At 44.8% G+C, this 17,776-nt stretch carries 17 protein-coding genes; 8 read left to right on the forward strand and 9 right to left on the reverse strand.

Annotated features, from left to right (window positions below; translation table 11 throughout):
• From secA to ICN43_RS02190, 4 genes are all read left to right on the forward strand, one after another.
• Positions 1-2,766: a preprotein translocase subunit SecA gene (gene secA / locus ICN43_RS02175; RefSeq protein WP_216196985.1), complete on the forward strand. Its 2,766-nt coding sequence runs from the start codon at positions 1-3 to the stop codon at positions 2,764-2,766.
• Between the two features lie 69 nt (positions 2,767-2,835).
• On the forward strand, positions 2,836-4,071 hold the full coding sequence (gene argJ, locus ICN43_RS02180; RefSeq protein WP_216196986.1) for a bifunctional glutamate N-acetyltransferase/amino-acid acetyltransferase ArgJ: 1,236 nt from the start codon (positions 2,836-2,838) through the stop codon (positions 4,069-4,071).
• 11 nt (positions 4,072-4,082) lie between these two features.
• Complete coding sequence (locus ICN43_RS02185) at positions 4,083-4,943, forward strand: ATP-binding protein (RefSeq protein ID WP_216196987.1); 861 nt, start codon at positions 4,083-4,085, stop codon at positions 4,941-4,943.
• A 13-nt stretch (positions 4,944-4,956) separates the two neighbouring features.
• Positions 4,957-5,373 (forward strand): NUDIX domain-containing protein, encoded by a 417-nt coding sequence (locus ICN43_RS02190; protein WP_216196988.1) that lies wholly within the window; start codon positions 4,957-4,959, stop codon positions 5,371-5,373.
• On the opposite strand, the gene zapD is transcribed toward ICN43_RS02190, so the two are convergent.
• The 6 genes from zapD to ICN43_RS02220 are packed head-to-tail and all read right to left on the reverse strand — an operon-like array spanning position 5,370 to position 10,694.
• Positions 5,370-6,122 carry a cell division protein ZapD gene (gene zapD / locus ICN43_RS02195; RefSeq protein ID WP_216196989.1) on the reverse strand — a complete coding sequence of 251 codons (753 nt, stop codon included), beginning with the start codon at positions 6,120-6,122 and terminating at the stop codon, positions 5,370-5,372. The genes ICN43_RS02190 and zapD overlap by 4 nt on opposite strands.
• A gap of 34 nt (positions 6,123-6,156) precedes the next feature.
• Complete coding sequence (gene coaE, locus ICN43_RS02200; RefSeq protein ID WP_216859722.1) at positions 6,157-6,819, reverse strand: dephospho-CoA kinase; 663 nt, start codon at positions 6,817-6,819, stop codon at positions 6,157-6,159.
• Complete coding sequence (locus tag ICN43_RS02205; RefSeq protein ID WP_216196990.1) at positions 6,774-7,274, reverse strand: prepilin peptidase; 501 nt, start codon at positions 7,272-7,274, stop codon at positions 6,774-6,776. Before ICN43_RS02205 ends, coaE begins: the two co-directional genes overlap by 46 nt.
• Complete coding sequence (locus ICN43_RS02210) at positions 7,274-8,332, reverse strand: type II secretion system F family protein (RefSeq protein ID WP_216196991.1); 1,059 nt, start codon at positions 8,330-8,332, stop codon at positions 7,274-7,276. The genes ICN43_RS02205 and ICN43_RS02210 overlap by 1 nt, the downstream gene beginning before the upstream one ends.
• Positions 8,333-8,337: 5 nt before the next feature.
• Positions 8,338-9,408: a GspE/PulE family protein gene (locus ICN43_RS02215; protein WP_216196992.1), complete on the reverse strand. Its 1,071-nt coding sequence runs from the start codon at positions 9,406-9,408 to the stop codon at positions 8,338-8,340.
• Complete coding sequence (locus tag ICN43_RS02220; RefSeq protein ID WP_216196993.1) at positions 9,405-10,694, reverse strand: HlyC/CorC family transporter; 1,290 nt, start codon at positions 10,692-10,694, stop codon at positions 9,405-9,407. Before ICN43_RS02220 ends, ICN43_RS02215 begins: the two co-directional genes overlap by 4 nt.
• 117 nt (positions 10,695-10,811) lie before the next feature.
• Between ICN43_RS02220 and ICN43_RS02225 the strand changes: the two genes are divergently transcribed.
• Entirely contained in the window at positions 10,812-11,306 is a 495-nt protein-coding gene (locus ICN43_RS02225) for a methylated-DNA--[protein]-cysteine S-methyltransferase (RefSeq protein ID WP_216196994.1), read from the forward strand.
• On the opposite strand, the gene ICN43_RS02230 is transcribed toward ICN43_RS02225, so the two are convergent.
• Positions 11,303-12,280 carry a squalene/phytoene synthase family protein gene (locus ICN43_RS02230; protein ID WP_216196995.1) on the reverse strand — a complete coding sequence of 326 codons (978 nt, stop codon included), beginning with the start codon at positions 12,278-12,280 and terminating at the stop codon, positions 11,303-11,305. The two genes, ICN43_RS02225 and ICN43_RS02230, sit on opposite strands and share 4 nt — an antisense overlap.
• Positions 12,281-12,400: 120 nt before the next feature.
• On the opposite strand from ICN43_RS02230, the gene ICN43_RS02235 reads away from it, so the two are divergent.
• Positions 12,401-13,822, forward strand: coding sequence for a sodium:solute symporter family protein (locus ICN43_RS02235; RefSeq protein WP_216196996.1), 1,422 nt, complete (start codon positions 12,401-12,403; stop codon positions 13,820-13,822).
• A 77-nt stretch (positions 13,823-13,899) separates the two neighbouring features.
• Positions 13,900-14,919 carry a 2-dehydropantoate 2-reductase gene (locus tag ICN43_RS02240; protein ID WP_216196997.1) on the forward strand — a complete coding sequence of 340 codons (1,020 nt, stop codon included), beginning with the start codon at positions 13,900-13,902 and terminating at the stop codon, positions 14,917-14,919.
• Positions 14,920-15,001: 82 nt separating this feature from the next.
• Here the strand turns inward: ICN43_RS02240 and ICN43_RS02245 are convergent, their stop codons facing one another.
• Positions 15,002-15,769 carry a fumarylacetoacetate hydrolase family protein gene (locus ICN43_RS02245; protein ID WP_216196998.1) on the reverse strand — a complete coding sequence of 256 codons (768 nt, stop codon included), beginning with the start codon at positions 15,767-15,769 and terminating at the stop codon, positions 15,002-15,004.
• Between the two features lie 56 nt (positions 15,770-15,825).
• Here ICN43_RS02245 and ICN43_RS02250 point away from each other — a divergent pair, with 56 nt between their 5' ends.
• Positions 15,826-16,761 (forward strand): reductase, encoded by a 936-nt coding sequence (locus tag ICN43_RS02250; RefSeq protein ID WP_216196999.1) that lies wholly within the window; start codon positions 15,826-15,828, stop codon positions 16,759-16,761.
• On the opposite strand, the gene ICN43_RS02255 is transcribed toward ICN43_RS02250, so the two are convergent.
• Positions 16,758-17,762: a polyprenyl synthetase family protein gene (locus ICN43_RS02255; protein ID WP_216197000.1), complete on the reverse strand. Its 1,005-nt coding sequence runs from the start codon at positions 17,760-17,762 to the stop codon at positions 16,758-16,760. The two genes, ICN43_RS02250 and ICN43_RS02255, sit on opposite strands and share 4 nt — an antisense overlap.
• Positions 17,763-17,776 lie beyond the last annotated feature (14 nt).

Below are 17,776 nucleotides of genomic sequence, written 5' to 3' on the forward strand. Positions count from 1 at the left end.
ATGGTAATCGGTCTTCTCAAAACTCTGGTCGGTAGTCGTAACGACCGCCTCTTAAAACAGTATCGCAAACTGGTTGCTAAAGTTAGCGCTTTAGAGCCTAGCCTGCAAGCTTTGGATGATGCCGCACTGCAAGCAAAAACTGCTGAGTTTAGGTCGCGTTTGGCTGCCGGTGAGTCATTAGATGATATTACTCCAGAGGCTTTTGCAGTAGTTCGTGAGGCGAGCTCACGGGTCATGAAGATGCGCCATTTTGATGCGCAGATGATGGGTGGTCTTGCATTGCATCAAGGCAAGATTGCTGAAATGGGAACGGGTGAAGGTAAAACTCTAACTGCTACTCTTCCTGTGTATTTAAATGCACTTACTGGTAAGGGTGTTCACGTCATTACCGTCAATGATTACTTAGCTCAGCGAGATGCTGAGTGGATGTCAACGCTTTATACCTTTTTAGGCATGAAGGTTGGCGTGAATCTTTCTCAGATGGATCACACGACCAAGCAAGAAGCTTACGCTGCGGATATTACATACGGCACTAATAATGAGTTTGGTTTTGATTATCTGCGCGATAACATGGTTCAAGACTTGGGTCAGCGTGTTCAGCGCGGCCTTGCCTATGCGATTGTTGACGAGGTCGATTCCATCTTGATTGATGAAGCTCGCACCCCATTGATTATTTCTGGGCAGGCTGAAGACCATACTGATTTGTATATCAAGCTTAATGCATTGCCTGCTTATCTAGAACGTCAAATCGGCGAAGAGAAATCGGATGGCACTGGCGTTGAAAAGCCAGGTGATTACTGGGTGGATGAAAAGTCGCAGCAAGTCTATTTAACAGAGCGCGGTCATGATAAGGCTGAGACGGTCTTAGTAGAGCTTGGTGCTTTAAATGATGGTGACTCTTTGTATGCTCCACAAAATATTACTTTGATGCACCACGTTTACGCAGCATTGCGTGCACACACTCTATACAACCGAGACCAGCATTACGTCGTTCAAAATAATGAAGTCATTATTGTTGATGAGTTCACAGGTCGTCTAATGCAGGGCCGTCGTTGGTCTGATGGTTTACATCAAGCTGTTGAGGCAAAAGAGGGTGTACAGATTCAGAATGAGAATCAAACCTTAGCCACAATTACATTCCAGAATTACTTCCGCATGTACGGCAAGTTGTCTGGTATGACCGGGACTGCTGATACTGAAGCGTATGAGTTCAAGGAAATTTATAACCTTGAGACCGTAGTCATCCCACCAAATCGTATCAGCCAAAGAAAAGATCGCCAAGATCAGATTTATAAGACGTCACGTGAGCGCTACGATGCTGTAATTAAAGATATTGAGGACTGCTACAAACGTGGCCAACCTGTCTTGGTTGGTACAACCTCGATCGAGAATTCAGAGTTAATTGCAGGCTTGCTAGATAAGTGTCAACTGCCTCATCAAGTCCTGAATGCGAAGCAGCATGCTCGCGAAGCGGAGATTATTGCTCAAGCCGGTAGACCGAAGATGATCACCATTGCCACCAATATGGCAGGTCGTGGAACAGACATTGTTTTGGGTGGTAATGTTGGTAAGCAATCTTCCTTGATTGAGGCGGATTCCAGCTTTTCTGATGCAGAAAAAACAGCCAAGATTAAGATCTTGCAGGACGAGTGGCAAAGCTTGCATGATCAAGTATTAGCTGCTGGTGGTTTACATATTATTGGTACAGAGCGCCATGAAAGCCGCCGTATTGATAATCAGCTTCGTGGTCGCGCTGGTCGTCAGGGCGATCCTGGTTCTTCCCGTTTTTACCTTTCCTTGGATGATTCGCTCTTGCGCATTTTTGCTGGAGATCGTTTGCGTGCGGTCATGGATCGCCTCAAAATGCCAGATGGTGAGCCAATCGAAGCCGGCATGGTCACTCGTTCAATTGAGTCTGCTCAGCGTAAGGTTGAGGGCCGCAACTTTGATATTCGCAAGCAATTGCTAGAGTATGACGATGTTGCCAATGATCAGCGTAAAGAGACTTATCGTCTCAGAAATGAAGTATTGGAAAGTAGTGATGTTGGAGATTTAATTGCCAACTTGCGTGAAGATGTATTGCGTGGCATTTGTGCCCCTTATATTCCTTTAGAGTCAATGGAAGAGCAATGGGACTTAGTTGGTCTAGAGAATGTATTGCTAAGCGACTGGGGTTTAACGGTTGATCTTAAAAATTGGGTGGAAAATGCTGAATCCATGGACGATGAGCAAATTGTCGACCGCGTACTGGAGGCAGCCAAAGAAACTTATGATGCAAAAGTAGAGCTTTCTGGACGCCCATCCTTTGCTGGGTTTGAGCGCTCTGTTTTACTTTTTAGCCTAGATACCCATTGGCGGGAGCATTTAGCTGCTTTAGATCATTTGCGCCAAGGTATTCATTTGCGTGGCTATGCTCAGAAGGATCCTAAACAAGAGTACCGTCGCGAAGCATTTGAGCTGTATGGCGAGTTGCTCAACGTCATCAAAAATGATGTCGTCAAAAGTATCATGACGGTAAAGATTCGTAGTGCAGATGAGCTAAATGAAGTATCCGAGACAATGAATGAGGATTTGGCCAAACTTTCAGATGTGCAATATCAGCATGCAGATGCGGATATCGAGATGGCTAGATCTGTTGTGAATCGTGATGCAGCAATTGAAGCAGTTCCTGCACCTATGCGCTCCGGCCCTAAAGTCGGTCGTAATGATCCGTGCACCTGTGGCAGTGGTAAGAAGTATAAGAACTGCTGCGGTGCATTGAGCTAAGTCGACTAGATTTAAAAAGAGCTGTCAGATCTGGCAGCTCTGTAAGGCCTCATCTACAATTGTCAGATCATGACAGTTAACTTACCACTCCCCCAAAAAGATCAACTGAAGTCTGTTAAAGGTTTTCAGATGGGCATCGCAGAAGCTGGAATCAAAAAAGCCAACCGCAAGGATTTATTGGTGATGACCTTGACTCCCAATTCACAGGTTGCCGGTGTTTTTACCTTGAACCGCTTCTGTGCTGCCCCAGTTCAGATTTGCCAAGAGCATTTAGCCCTAGACGGGGCCAAAGGCGAGATCCGTGCTTTGGTAGTCAATACTGGAAACGCGAATGCTGGAACTGGCGAGAGGGGTATGAAAGATGCCTTAGCAACATGTGCTGAGTTGGCTAAAGAACTTAGGCTCAACCCAGAGCAAATTCTGCCGTTTTCAACTGGCGTGATTCTCGAACCGCTCCCGATTGATAAATTGATTTCTGCTTTACCTAAAGCGGTTGCCAATTTAGGCGAAGATCATTGGTTTGAAGCTGCAGAAGCCATCATGACAACTGATACTCAGCCTAAGGCTACGTCGATGATAGTGCAGACTCCAGCCGGTCCAGTGACCATGACGGGTATTTGTAAGGGCGCAGGCATGATTCATCCAAACATGGCAACTATGTTGGGTTTCATTGCAACCGATGCTGGTTTTGCGCCAGGTTTACTGGGGCACTTGACTCGTGAGGTTGCTGATCTTTCATTTAATGCCATTACGATTGATGGTGATACATCAACTAATGACTCATTCATCATTATGGCGACGGGGCAGTCAGCACTACATATTCAATCAGCCGATGATGCTGGCTATGCTTTAGTTCGAACCGCATTGATTGATCTCGCATGCAAGCTTGCTCAAATGATTGTGAGAGACGGTGAAGGGGCGACTAAATTTATTACGATTGATGTACAGGGTGGTAAGAGTGAAGATGAGTGTCGCTTAGTCGCAGAGGCAATCGCCCATTCGCCTTTAGTAAAAACCGCTTTCTTCGCTAGTGATCCTAATTTAGGCCGCATCCTCGCAGCAATTGGCTATGCTGGAATCATGGACCTTGACGTAAACCAAGTACAAATGTGGCTTGGAGATGTGTGGGTAGCTAAAAATGGTGGTCGTAATCCTGATTATCAGGAGGCTGATGGTCAAAGGGTGATGCAAGCCTCAGAAATTACAGTCAAAATCGACTTGGGTCGCGGATCAGCACGGCAGAAGATGTGGACTTGTGACTTATCGCATGACTACGTTTCGATTAATGCAGATTATCGCTCATAGGAATTTGTTATATGAATGAAAAATTAGAGCAATTACTCAATCATCTTGAAACTTTTTTACCAAAGCAGTTAACTGAAGAGCAATGGAAATCTTCGACTGCTTTTAGGTGGCGACGTCGCGACAGTATTTTTGGGAGTATTGGATTTTTACAGCCAGTCAAACATGTTGCAGATATTACTTTTGAAGACTTAAAAAACATCGATCATCAGCGTGATGCCATTCGTGACAATACAAAAAACTTTATTCATAAGAGGCCTGCCAATAATATTTTATTGACGGGTGCGCGTGGTACTGGAAAGTCTTCGCTTATAAAAGCAAGCTTGCACGAGTTCGCTGGTCAGGGTTTGCGTTTAATTGAGGTAGAAAAAGAGCATTTAGCTGACTTGGCTGATATCACTGATGTATTGGCTGATCGGCCAGAGCGCTTCATTATTTTTTGTGATGATCTTTCATTTGAAGAGGGTGAATCTGGATATAAAGCCATGAAGTCAGCATTGGATGGCTCAGTATCAGCTCAGGTCGACAATATTTTGATTTATGCCACTTCTAACCGACGCCATCTCTTACCTGAGTATATGAAGGACAACGAAGGCTATGTACATGGCGATGTTGGAGAAATTCATCCAGGTGAAGTGGTTGAGGAAAAAATCTCTCTTTCAGAACGTTTTGGTTTGTGGCTCTCTTTCTACCCACCAAAACAAGATGAGTACCTGGAGATGGTTACGCATTGGTTGCGTCATTTTGGTTTGAGTGATGAGCAGGTTGAGAGCGCTAGGGCCGAAGCATTAGTTTGGGCCTTAGAGCGTGGTTCACGATCTGGCCGTGTAGCTTGGCAGTTTGCTAAGCACTGGGCTGGATCACATGCCGTTTAATTGCTGATCGCTTATGAGTGACCCTAATCGTCCTGTCACGGAAGTTGCGGCCGGAATCTTGTTGGATGCAGAGGGGTACTATCTTTTAGGTCAGCGCCCAGAGGGCAAGCCCTATGCTGGTTATTGGGAGATTCCTGGCGGAAAAATTGAGCGTGGTGAATCTGTGTTTGCAGCACTAAAACGTGAATTGCAAGAAGAGCTTGGAATTGACATTGAATCCAGTGAAAAGTTGGTCGTTTTAGAGCATGACTATCCACATGCTTATGTTCGTTTGCATGTCAGCATTATTAGAAAATGGACTGGAACACCAAAAGGATGTGAGGGGCAAGCGCTATCTTGGCAATTGCTTGGTGATGCACTTCCAACTGTGGAGCCTTTACTGCCAGCGGCATGGCCAATGCTAGAAAAACTGAAGTTACTTAAGACTTAAAGTTGGCAGAGGGTGAGTCTAAATGGCACATCTTCATTCATGATCTGGGGTTTTTTATCCCCACTTGCCCTTAAAAATCGAATAGATAGTAAATATTTATTTGCACTAATTTCAGAGAAGAGGGTGTCATCCTCCACTGCAATTCGCATGAGTTGATAAACCTTGCCCGATGGAGCCTGCTGATAAGAACCTTGGTGCGCAACGACATCTTTGGCTTCACCGGATTGGCGAAGTAATCTCAGGAAAATTTGGCAAGCTTCATGCCATGGTAGCAATGGTGCAACGTATTTTTCAAGTAACTCCCTACGTTGAGTTGAGGGAGTATTTTTCCAGGCGTGATAACTCGGCAAATCAATCGGGCTTGTTCCGCCTGGAATATTTAATCGTGTACGAATAGCATTAAGCCATTCACTCTCAGTGATGGCAGAATTTGGTTTGCCCATAGACTGATTAATATTCAGAGCAGCCTTATCAATTTCAGATAGCGTTTTTGTGAGCGCCTCTTGATCTACTTTTTGAGAAGACTTTAAACCATTTAAGGCATATTTTTGACGCTCAAATTCTTTGAGCAGTAGGGATTTGATATCACCTCGTGAGCCAATATCACCTAAGTCAAATAGCATTGCAATAGCATTATGGTGCAGCTCGGGATCGTCAGATCTTGCAAAGTGATTAAAGCGGGCGAATAAATACTCCAGCCGAAGCATGCTTCGAACTAATTCATTGAAGGGGTATTCGTAGACAATCACAAGTCTATATTCTATGACGAACTCAGGGGAAGCTCTAAATTTTCAGTAAATCTTGATGGAGCTTTAAAACCTCTAATTTGAGATCCTCTAAGCTACCCTGATTTTCAATCACGGCATTTGCTGCTGCTAGACGAGTGTTTCGCTTAGTTTGTGCTTTGAGTATATTTTCAACTTCTGGGCGCGTCATATTGTTGCGGCGCATCACTCTTAGGATTTGGGTTTCTTCTGGGCAATCTACCACCGCTAGGTAGTCAATTAGCTTTAGCCACCTTCCAGACTCAATCAGCAATGGGACCACAAAAACAAGGTAGGGTACTTTAGATTTCGCCAATTCACAGGCTTGCTTGATGGTTTCCTGTTGAATCAGGGGGTGGGTAATCTGTTCTAGGATTTGACGAGCCCCAGAATCCTTAAATACTAAAGTCCGCATTTTGGGTCTGTTGAGGGCGCCTTCAGGATTGATGAAGTCATCCCCAAATGCGCTGGCAATCAGGGGAATTGCTTTTCCTCCGGGGGCGGTAATTTGATGGGAAATCAGGTCTGTATCAATCACCCCGGCCCCAAACTCACCAAGTAGCTTGCTTACTGCTGTTTTCCCGGACCCAATGCCGCCTGTTAAGCCAATTAAAGGGATCTGCTCCTTCAGGGCCGCTAGATCAGCTTGGGTAGGATTAAGGTTGGAATGAATTGAGGCCATAGCAACTCAATGATGCCAGCAATCACTATAAAGGGTCCAAAAGGGAAAGCTTGCTGTAATTGAAAGTTACGCCATTTAAGCCAGATAATGCCTCCCACTAGGCCGGTCAAAGAGGCAATGAGTAGGACGCTGGGTAGGGCGCTCCAGCCCAACCAGGCGCCCAGCGCCGCCAAGAGCTTAGCATCACCCATGCCAATACCATTATGGCCTTTTAGGAGGCGATAGCCATAGTTTAATATCCACAGCGCCCCAAATCCAAGGCATGCCCCAAGTAGCGCAGAGCTTAGGTTGGTAAAGGGTGCGTCCGAGAGGATATTAAAAGCAATGCCCAGAAAAATCATGGGAAGCGTGATGGTGTTCGGTAGTCGAAAAGTGCGCCAATCGATATAGGCTAAATAAATCAAAGCCAATATCAGAAGTACTTTAACTATCCAGATACTTTCGTTGGTGTTCACTAAACGATTTGTCCTAAATTAAAGATGGGTAGATAGAGGATTATCACTAAGCTGCCAATAATGGCGCCAACCAAAAGAATTAGTGCTGGCTCCAAGCTTTGACTCAGTGTATTAAGTTGACTGCTCAACTGAAATCCTAGGGTGCTGGCCCGTTTATTTAACATCTCAGCCAATGATCCACTTTCAGCAGCAATATGAAGCAGTAAAAGTGTTTCAACATCCAGCAGGTATGAGTAAGGATCCGCTCTTTTGAGAGAATCTCCCAAAGCCCAGCCGCGAGTAATGTGTTTAAAAATTTCGGCACTAAAGTTGTGACTCACCCAGTGATTTGAGGATTGTGCAGTAACTCTTAGGGCATCCGGTAAGGGTAAGCCGGTTTCTAGTAGGTGTCCCAAGGTTCGGCACCAATGACAGAGTGTTGCCAGTCTGAATAGATTGCCAAAAAATGGAATACGTAATAAGAGTGAATCACAGTATTTTTGGAATGCGCTTGATTTGATCCATAAGTAAACAAAACTAGCGACCATCATGAGCGCACTTAGCATTATTTCCAGAAAGTAATTTTGGATAACTGTTGAGATGGAGATGAGAATTTTGGTTGGTGCCGGCAGTTCTGCCTGAAAATGCCCAAAGACCTCTTTAAAAACAGGTACAACCCAAATCATCATCACCAGAATAAGTAGGCAAGAGGTGGCTAAGGTAATTGCAGGATAGGTTAGCGACTGCTGTACTTTTCTTCGTAACTCAATTTGGGCTTCCAGTTGCTGTGAAATGGTGCACAGTGCCAAACTGAGATCACCAGTTCTCTCGCTGACTCTAATTAGGTTAGAAAACTCCTGGGAAAATTTTCCATCTTGCGCGCTTAAGCAAAAAGAAAAACTATTACCCATTTGAAGTTGAACTCGAATATCCTCTAACCAAGCTTGCCAAGGCTTTGGCGCAGACTGAATCAATAGCTGTATTGCATTCAGTAGGGGAAGTCCAGCCTGAAGAAGGGTGAGCATTTGCTGTGCAAAATGGAGTTGCTCAGACTTGCTGAGCTTTCTATTAAAAAGCATTCAGACTAATGCCATGCACCAAGCTCAGAATCTAGCGATATCTGATCTATTAATCCTGATCTCAGCAATTCCATGCCCGCCGAGTAAATATCCAAGGTTTGATGTGCTGCAAATAACTGCTTACCCCCCAAGACCTCATGGACGCCCACTCGACCAAAATAGCCTGACCCCTTACAAAGTTCGCAAGGGTTTTTATTTGCAGTTAGAGTGCATTGTTTGCAAAGCTTGCGAATCAATCTTTGAGAGCTTACACATCTCAGGCAAGATTCGATGGACTCTTGATCTATGCCTAGACTTTTGAGTCGGCTTAAGGCACCAATGGCATTGCGCGTATGAAGAGTACTCAGAACTAAATGCCCTGTTTGTGCCGCTTGAATGGCAAGCTGCGCGCTATCGGTATCACGTATTTCACCAATCATAATGACATCCGGATCTTGACGTAGGAGTGCACGAATAATGGTTGGAAAATCTAACCCTGCTTTTGGGTGGTAGGCCACTTGATTTACTCCGGGAAGTCGGATTTCAATAGGGTCTTCGACGGAGCAAATATTGCGCTGTACTTGGTTAAGGGCACTCAAGCAGCTGTACAAAGTTCGCGTCTTTCCGCTTCCAGTTGGACCTGTAACCAGAATCAATCCATTAGTTTGCCTAATAGCTTCTTGAAATATTCCTAGTTGCTCAGGTAACAGGCCAATTTGATTAAGAGCCAATTCCTCGAGGCGACTTGGCAGGATACGCACAACAGCTTTTTCACCATGCAAAGTGGGAAGAATAGATACTCGGCAATCAATATTGGGGTGGCTAAAGTCGCGTCCAATCACCAGACGCCCATCTTGAGGCAAACGCTTTTCTGCGATATCGAGACGCGCCAATATTTTGATACGAGTAATTAAGCGCTCATGTAAATCAATGGTGTATTGCTGATGTAAGGTGAGGCGACCATCTATTCTGATACGTACCACTGTTTCTTGAGATCTTGCCTCAATATGAATATCCGTAGCCCGATTATTTAATGCATCAACAGTGATGTCATGCCAGGTCCGGATAATGTGAGAGTCATGCAGTAGCTCGCTCAATCCTGATTTAGCTGAGTAAGGGGCCGGTATAACTTGACTGTTTTTACGGCGTGCTCATCAAACTGAACGATTTCCATAACAACGTCAGAAATCCGAATGCTGACATCGTAATCAGGAATGGCCTCAAGCTTTTCAAGGATGAGGCCATTTAAGGTGCGCGGCCCATCCAGTGGAAGGTCTAGTTTTAAGAGACGGTTTAAGTCCCGCAATGATGTACTTCCGCTGGCTAGGTAAGTGCCATCAGCAAGCCAATGCGGTTCGTTTGATAAATTAGAGAATGATGTAGTGAACTCGCCGATGAGCTCTTCGACGATGTCCTCAAAAGTGACTAGACCAAGCACTTCCCCATATTCGTTTACCACTAAGCTTAAGCGTTGTTGGTTATCTTGGAAAAATTGCATCTGCTGCAAAACAGGTGTCCCGCTAGGTATGAAATAAGGTTCACTAAGTAAAGACCTAAAGTCTTGGTGATGAAGCTCTGTATCACCCAGCAATGAGAGTACTTTTTTTACAGAAAGAATGCCAACGATCCGCTCAGAGTCACCATCGCATACGGGAAGCTTATTGTGATAGCAAGTCTCTAGTTGCTCAATGACCTCGTTAATAGGTCTTGAGAGATCTAAAACTTCAATCTTTGAGCGGGGCGTCATCACATCATCAACCAAGATATTTTCAAGATTAAAAAGGTTGAGCAGAATATTGCGATGATGGGCAGAAACAAAGCGATTCGATTCGAGAACTAAGCTGCGCAATTCTTCTTTACTCATCACCCTGCTATCAGTTGATGCTTGTAATCCGAAGATCTTCATTAATCCAGATACAAAGCTATTAATGAACCAGAGCAAGGGCTTGAGTATGAAGGTAAGGGGGAGAATGAACCAGCCAACATTACTGGCAATCTTTTCAGGAAAAGCTGTGCCAATCACTTTTGGCGTGATCTCACTAAAAATAATGATGAGTAGTGCAACAACCAATGTAGCAATTGATAACACCAGGCCGCTATCGCCAAAAATATGTAAGGCAATCCCGGTAACTAAAATTGGAAGAATGGTGTTGATGAGGTTGTTAGAGATCAGCAGCACTGAAAGTAGTGAATCAATCCGCTTTAATAATTTTTCAGCAAGCGCAGCCCCAGCATTCCCACCATTTGCCATTGCACGTAGGCGATGACGATTAGAGGAAAGCATGCTTGTCTCAGCCATGGAAAAGAAGCCGGATAGTGCGAGTAAAAATAGGACTAATGCAACTTGGCCAATAAAGGGCCAATCATCAAAAAAAGTGTCCATCAGTTATGCCTGCAAAGAATAGGGAACAACCAATATAGCAAAGTGCTATTTCACTAGCTATAGTTGTTTCGGAATACTGACCAAATTTATACTTCAATATGTGTCAGAATCTTCGGCATGACCACACTTATATCAACTGAGTATTGCGTGATATCCGCCCCTTTTGGGTGCCTAGGTGTGCAAACGGAGTTGGTGGATGGCAGTTTGATGATCTCAAAAATCGATTATTTGCCTCTCAGTACCGCATTAATCTCCCCGAAAAATGCCTTGGCTAAAGCATTTTCAAAACAGTGCTCTCAATACTTTAATGATGCTTCATTTAGATTTGAAGTCCCACTGAAGCCCGCAGGAACAGTTCATCAGCAAAAAGTATGGAATGCCGCACTAGATATTGAGGTGGGAAAGACAAGCACCTATGGTGAGATTGCAAGCAAGATTAAAAGTGGTCCTCGTGCAGTCGGTACCGCTTGCGGTGCAAATCCTTATCCCTTGGTGACTCCATGTCATAGAGTAGTTTCAGCACAAGGTCTTGGTGGTTTTATGAAAGAAGATACCCCTGGTTTTTATCGCCAGATCAAGGTTTGGCTTCTAAAGCATGAGGGCGTACTTTAAGAATTCTTTGTTGATAGTTTTCTGAGTTGGCTGGACGCAGCGTAAAAGAAGGACGTCATTAGCAGTTTGCTACTAGTAGCTATCTTTGTGAATGCGTAAAAAATCCAAACAGTATTTCTAGATAGCTTCAAGCCCGATTGCTTGCTAAATTCTTTCCTGGTAGCAATCTTTTCAAGTGTCATAACTGCAAGCCCAAATGCCAGAAAGCAAAAGCGCCTAATACCTATTTCATTTTCTGGAATTAGAAGAATGTAGTTCATAGAGTCTTGCAGTTTTTCATAGGCAAGCTTGAGAAGCTCGGCTTGACTCATGGATGCTGGTTTCCAGGAAACCCCGCGAGAACGATCCTCTGGTGAGTCTTTCAATATATTAGTCATTTGCAGTGCCTGACCAAAGGCAATCGCTAGTTGCTGATGCCCTTCAATTCGCCTTGCAAACTCAGGGGAGTAGTTGCTAAAGATGGTTGTTAGTAATTCTCCAACTACACCAGCGACCACATAGCAATACTCCTCAAATTCTGCAAGGTCCTTTAGCCCATCTTGAGTTTGTCGGCCGTGAAAATGAGACATACCATCCGACATGATTGAAACGCAACGACTAATAGCTGCCCGATCCCGATCGGGAAAGGTGCGCAGAATTCGAAGAACGGTAGGGGTGTGCTCGATTAAATCTAGTTCATCGGCATTGGAATAATCTTTCAGTGCATCTAAGCAGGGAATTACAAATGCATCTACAGGAATAACTCCGAGAACTGCATCTAAAAATACTTTAGATAAGTACTGTTTATTTGGTGGACTCAGTTCTGCTGCATCCTCGATGGTATCGACTATGCGACAAAGTAAGTAAGTGTTGCTAACCACTACCTCAATCGCTGGAGGAAGGAGGGGAATGGTAAGCGCAAAAGTACGTGATACAGAACCCAAAATCGCTTTTTGATAGGCCAGATCGCTATTGGGGTTCTCTTTAGGGTGCATGGCAGGATTCACCCATGAATTATGTCAGACCTGCTGGCCCATATTTGGACCTCATTGTTTAATTAACATAAGTAACAAGGCCATATAATTTGACCAAATTCCTGAAGGAGAAATTAGGCGATGTTGCTTTGGTTTGTCATCATCTATTGGGTGATATCCGTAGGGATAGGCCTTTGGGCTGCCCTACGGGTCAAAAACACTGCTGACTTTGCCGCAGCGGGCCATAGCCTCCCTTTGCCTATTGTTACTGCCACAGTATTTGCTACTTGGTTTGGCTCGGAAACAGTATTAGGTATCCCTGCCACCTTCTTAAAAGAGGGTCTTGGCGGAATCGTTTCTGATCCTTTCGGGTCCTCTATGTGCCTGATTTTGGTTGGACTCTTTTTTGCCCGCCACCTCTACAACCGCCGCATGCTAACCATTGGTGATTTCTTTAGAGAAAAGTATGGTCGTACCGTAGAGGTTTTGGTGACACTCTGTATTGTGGTTTCTTACTTGGGTTGGGTTGCAGCACAGATTAAGGCCTTAGGCCTTGTCTTTAACGTCGTATCTGATGGTGGCATTTCGCAGACAGGCGGCATGCTAATTGGTGCGGGTAGCGTGCTAATTTACACACTATTTGGCGGCATGTGGTCAGTTGCAATTACTGACTTCATTCAGATGATCATTATTGTGGTGGGTATGCTTTACATTGGTGGTGAGATGTCAGCCCAAACTGGCGGTGTTAGCGTAGTGTTTGAGCATGCTGCTGCTGCTGGCCAGTTCTCAAACTTCTGGCCAGATATGAATCTCGCATCCATATTGGGCTTTTTGGCTGCCCTGTGCACCATGATGTTGGGCTCTATTCCACAGCAAGATGTCTTTCAGCGAATTACATCCTCTAAGAACGTAAACATCGCAGTACAAGCCGCCCTATTAGGAGGCGTCTTGTATTTCATATTTGCTTTTGTCCCACTTTTTTTAGCTTACTCTGCAACTATCATTGATCCGGATATGGTGAAACAGTACTTACATACAGATCCGCAAATGATTTTGCCGAAACTGATTTTGAATCATGCGCCATTGATTGCGCAGGTGATGTTTTTTGGCGCATTGCTTTCGGCTATTAAGAGTTGCGCTAGCGCAACATTGCTGGCGCCTTCCGTGACCTTTACTGAGAATATTCTGAAAGGCTTCCTTAAGCAGTTATCCGACCAGGATTCGCTAAAAGTCATGCGTATCACCGTACTCTGTTTTGCAGTGGCAGTGACCTTCTTTGCTATTAACTCCAATTTATCTATTTTTAAGATGGTTGAGAATGCCTATAAAGTGACCTTGGTTGCAGCTTTTGTACCATTAGCTTTTGGCGTGTATTGGCCTAAAGCCAATTCTCTTGGTGGTTTATTGGCTGTGCTGGGCGGACTGATTGTTTGGATTGGTTGTGAAATTCTAGTCCCTACAGCTATTCTCCCTCCTCAATTAGCCGGTCTTTTGGCTAGTATCGTAGGCATGCTTTTGGGTGGCTTGGTGCCTGAATCCTATTTAAAGGTAAAGGCTAGTTAGTGCGAAAATATTTTGTTGCACTGCAATATAATCTAATATGACAGTAATTTGACATTCTTTATCTTTATGGGGTTCTTATGAAAATCTGTGTGATCGGTGGAGGAGGCGCAATTGGTGGCTACCTTGCTGTTATGTTGGCTCGAGCTGGCAATGATGTGACGGTTGTTGCGCGTGGCGCTACATTGGCTGCAATTAAAGAGCGCGGCCTTGCATTAATCATGGATGACCAGCCCGAGCCTCTCGTGGCGCAGGTCAAAGCAGTTGAAAAAATTCGGGATGCTGAGACTCCAGACGTTGTGATTTTGGCAGTAAAAGCCCACCAAGTGGAGCCCATCATTGAGGATCTTGCCGCAATCATGGGCCCAGAAACCATATTGATCCCAATGCAAAACGGAATTCCATGGTGGTACTTCCAGAAGTTGGGAGGCGACTACCAGGATCACTCCGTTGAAACGGTGGATGCTGGCGGTGTTGCGAAAAATGCAATCAATCCAAATAATATTATTGGTTGCGTTGTATATCCAGCCACCTTTACTCAAGCTCCTGGCGTGATTCGTCACGTTGAAGGCAATCGCTTCCCATTGGGTGAGTTAGATGGCCAGCAGACTGAGCGTATTCAGAAGATGTCTGAAATGATGTCTGCTGCTGGATTTAAGTCACCGATCCTAGAAGACATTCGTTCTGAAATTTGGCTGAAGTTATGGGGCAATATGACTTTCAATCCAATCAGCTCTCTGACTCATGGAACCTTGGAAGGCATTTGCCAATACCCGCTCACCAAAGAGTTGGCTCGTAGCATGATGGCTGAAGCGCAAACCATTGCTGAGAAGCTGGGCGTTACTTTCCGTGTTGATATTGAGCGCCGTATTGCTGGTGCAGAAAAAGTCGGTAAACATAAAACATCGATGTTGCAAGATTTAGAGGCTGGCCGTAGCTTGGAGATTGATGCTTTATTAGGATCGGTGATTGAGCTTGGCAAGATTACTGAAACACCAACACCTTGCCTCAATACGGTCTTTGCATTAACGAAGTATCTGGATGAGAATGTTCAAGCCTCGAAAGGTAGTTTGGCATTACCCTCTGTTTCTGGTTACTAAAACTTTTTAAAGTACTTGAGTATTAAAAAACCCTCACCACTAAACATGATGAGGGTTTTTTTGGGGCTGTAGTCTTGATGAATTATTCGAAGCGATTATCTAAGCGCCCAACACCTTCAATGATGATGCTGACATTGCTGCCAGGCTTCATAGAGCCAACCCCAACAGAAGTACCGCAGGCAATAATATCGCCAGCTTGCAGTGGGACATCTTGAGAAATCAAGCTGACCAGTTTTGCTGGAGGGAAAATCATGTCAGCGATTGGGTAGTTCTGACGCTCTTGATCATTTAAGATCGTTTTAATACTGAGTTTGCTGGGATCTATGTCAGTAGCAATGTAAGGGCCGAAGACGCCAAAAGTATTAAAGCTCTTAGAGCGTGTCCACTGGGCATATCCAGGATCACGATTCAAAATCTCAATTGCAGTGACATCGTTAATGCAGGTGTATCCAAAAATAGCGCTGGCTGCTTGCATCTCATCTGCTTCATGACAGGCTTTTCCGATAACAATCCCGAGCTCTCCTTCGTATACCACTTTTCCGGAATAAGACTTTGGTGTGCGAATCACTTGATTGGCTGCCAAGAAAGAATTGTTGCCTTTCAGAAAATATAGAGGCTCTGCTGGAACTGCATGCTCCAGTTTGGTAACCAGCGCATGAAAGTTATCAACCATGGCGACCATTTTGGATGGCGTGCATGGAATATCGATGGTGACATCGGATAGCTTTAATGTCTCCCCGGTTGCTTGAGGATTGCTAAATAAATCACCGCTATACACGGCAATCTGATCACCTTGTACTTGTCCTAAACCGGTTTTTCCTTGATGCTGAAATCTAAGCCATTGAGCCATAATGAATTTTCCTGATAGTGAACATTTAATAAGCAATATCTTACAGGGATAGATTGATGACTAAGTATTCTGAATTGCAATTTGCGTCCGAATGGGAACAGCCAGTTCGCTATATTGAGCGTACCCGTAGTTATTATCTCGGCCTGGGATATGAAACGCCCTATGTTTGGGCGCATTACATTGATGTGCCTTTTACGCCGCTGCAAAAGCCCCTCAATCAATCGATCCTGGGTTTGGTGACCACTGCTGTGCCCTTTGATGCTAGCAAAGGCCCTCAAGGGCCTGCTGCACCGTACAATGCCGCCGCTAAGTTTTATGCCCCCTATTTCCGCTCGATTGATGAGGATGCCGACTTACGTATTGCACATGTTGGCATTGATAGACAGAACGCGAATATGCAGGACAGTAATTGCTGGTTTCCATTAGCCGCAGCAAAACGAGCTGCTACAAATAGACGTATTCAGTCTTTATCAAAACATTTTTACGGCTTGCCGACCAATCGTAGTCAACGCCATACTATAGAGATTGATGCGCCCTTGATACTGAATAAGCTACGCGATGATCATGTTGATGTGGCCGTGCTGATTCCGAATTGTCCTATTTGCCATCAAAGCCAAAGTTTATTGGCAAGGTATTTGGAGGCTGCTGGGATTCCTACTGTCATCATGGGTGCGGCAAAAGATATTGTGGAGTATTGCGGAGTGCCTCGCCTACTCTTCAGTGACTTTCCGCTTGGCAATGCTGCAGCATTGCCCAATCATCCTGAATCGCAAGACTCTAATTTTGAATTAGCACTTCGCTTGCTAGAGGGCGCTCCAGGGGCTCGAACAACCGTGCAGTCTCCATTGGTTTGGGCTTTAGACCCTGCTTGGAAATTAGACTATTCCAATCTTGACCGACTATCTCCAGAGGAGGTATCGCGTTTGCGTGAGGAGGCTGAAAGGGTGCGCATTACTGCGCGTGACATCAGAGTAAAAAGTCTTGGTGCTTAGGTCTGCCTAGACAATGAGTATTTGCACAGAGCATGCAGCGCTCTCGTAGCCTCATTTTCAGGGAAGTCTGTGAGGCATTCAAGTGCGAGATCAACTTCTCGCTTTGCGGCAGATTGGGTGTAATCCAAGGCGCCAGAATTCTGAACCGCATCTAGAATCTGCTGAAAGACATCATCAGGTAAGTCTTGATTTTGTTCGATTGCTGCGCGAACCAGTAAGCGCTCTTCAGTATTGCCATTTTCAAGAAGATGAATAAGTGGGAGGGTGGGCTTACCTTCTCTTAAATCGTCCCCAGCATTTTTACCCATTTGACTTGCGTCAGCGGTGTAATCTAAAAGATCATCCATTAATTGGAAGGCAGTACCGATGTGGCGACCAAAAGCAGCCGATTGCTCTCTTTGCTTTACATTTGCGCCGGCTAGAATTGCTCCGAGTTCTGTGGAGGCTTCAAATAATTTAGCGGTTTTATAGCGAATCACCCGTAAATAGCTTTCTTCATCCACCTCAGGGTCATTCATATTGAGGAGCTGTAAAACCTCACCTTCGGCAATCGTATTCGTTGCATCAGACAGGATTTCCATCACCCGCAGGTCATTTGGGCCCACCATCATTTGAAAGGCTCTGGAATAGAGAAAATCGCCTACTAACACGCTTGCCGCATTGCCAAAAGCGGCATTGGCAGTCTCGCGACCTCTTCTTAGGGTAGATTCATCGACAACATCATCGTGTAATAGGGTGGCGGTATGAATAAATTCCACCACAGCTGCCAGTTCCAAAGCATGGGGTGCATCTTCACCATTGGCCAAGGCCTTGCTGACTAAAAGTAAAAGAGCTGGTCTAACCCGTTTTCCACCCGCCTGGATGATATAAGTCGAGATTTGGTCGATTAAGGCGACTTTTGAGGCTAGTCGCAAACGAATTACTTCATCTAAGGCCTTGAAATCTAAGGCAATTGGGGCCAAAATTTGGCTTAATTGATTGGTTTTGACAGTGCTCGACATGCAAGATATAATAA

Source organism: Polynucleobacter sp. UK-Mo-2m-Kol15 (assembly GCF_018881505.1).
GTDB lineage: Bacteria > Pseudomonadota > Gammaproteobacteria > Burkholderiales > Burkholderiaceae > Polynucleobacter.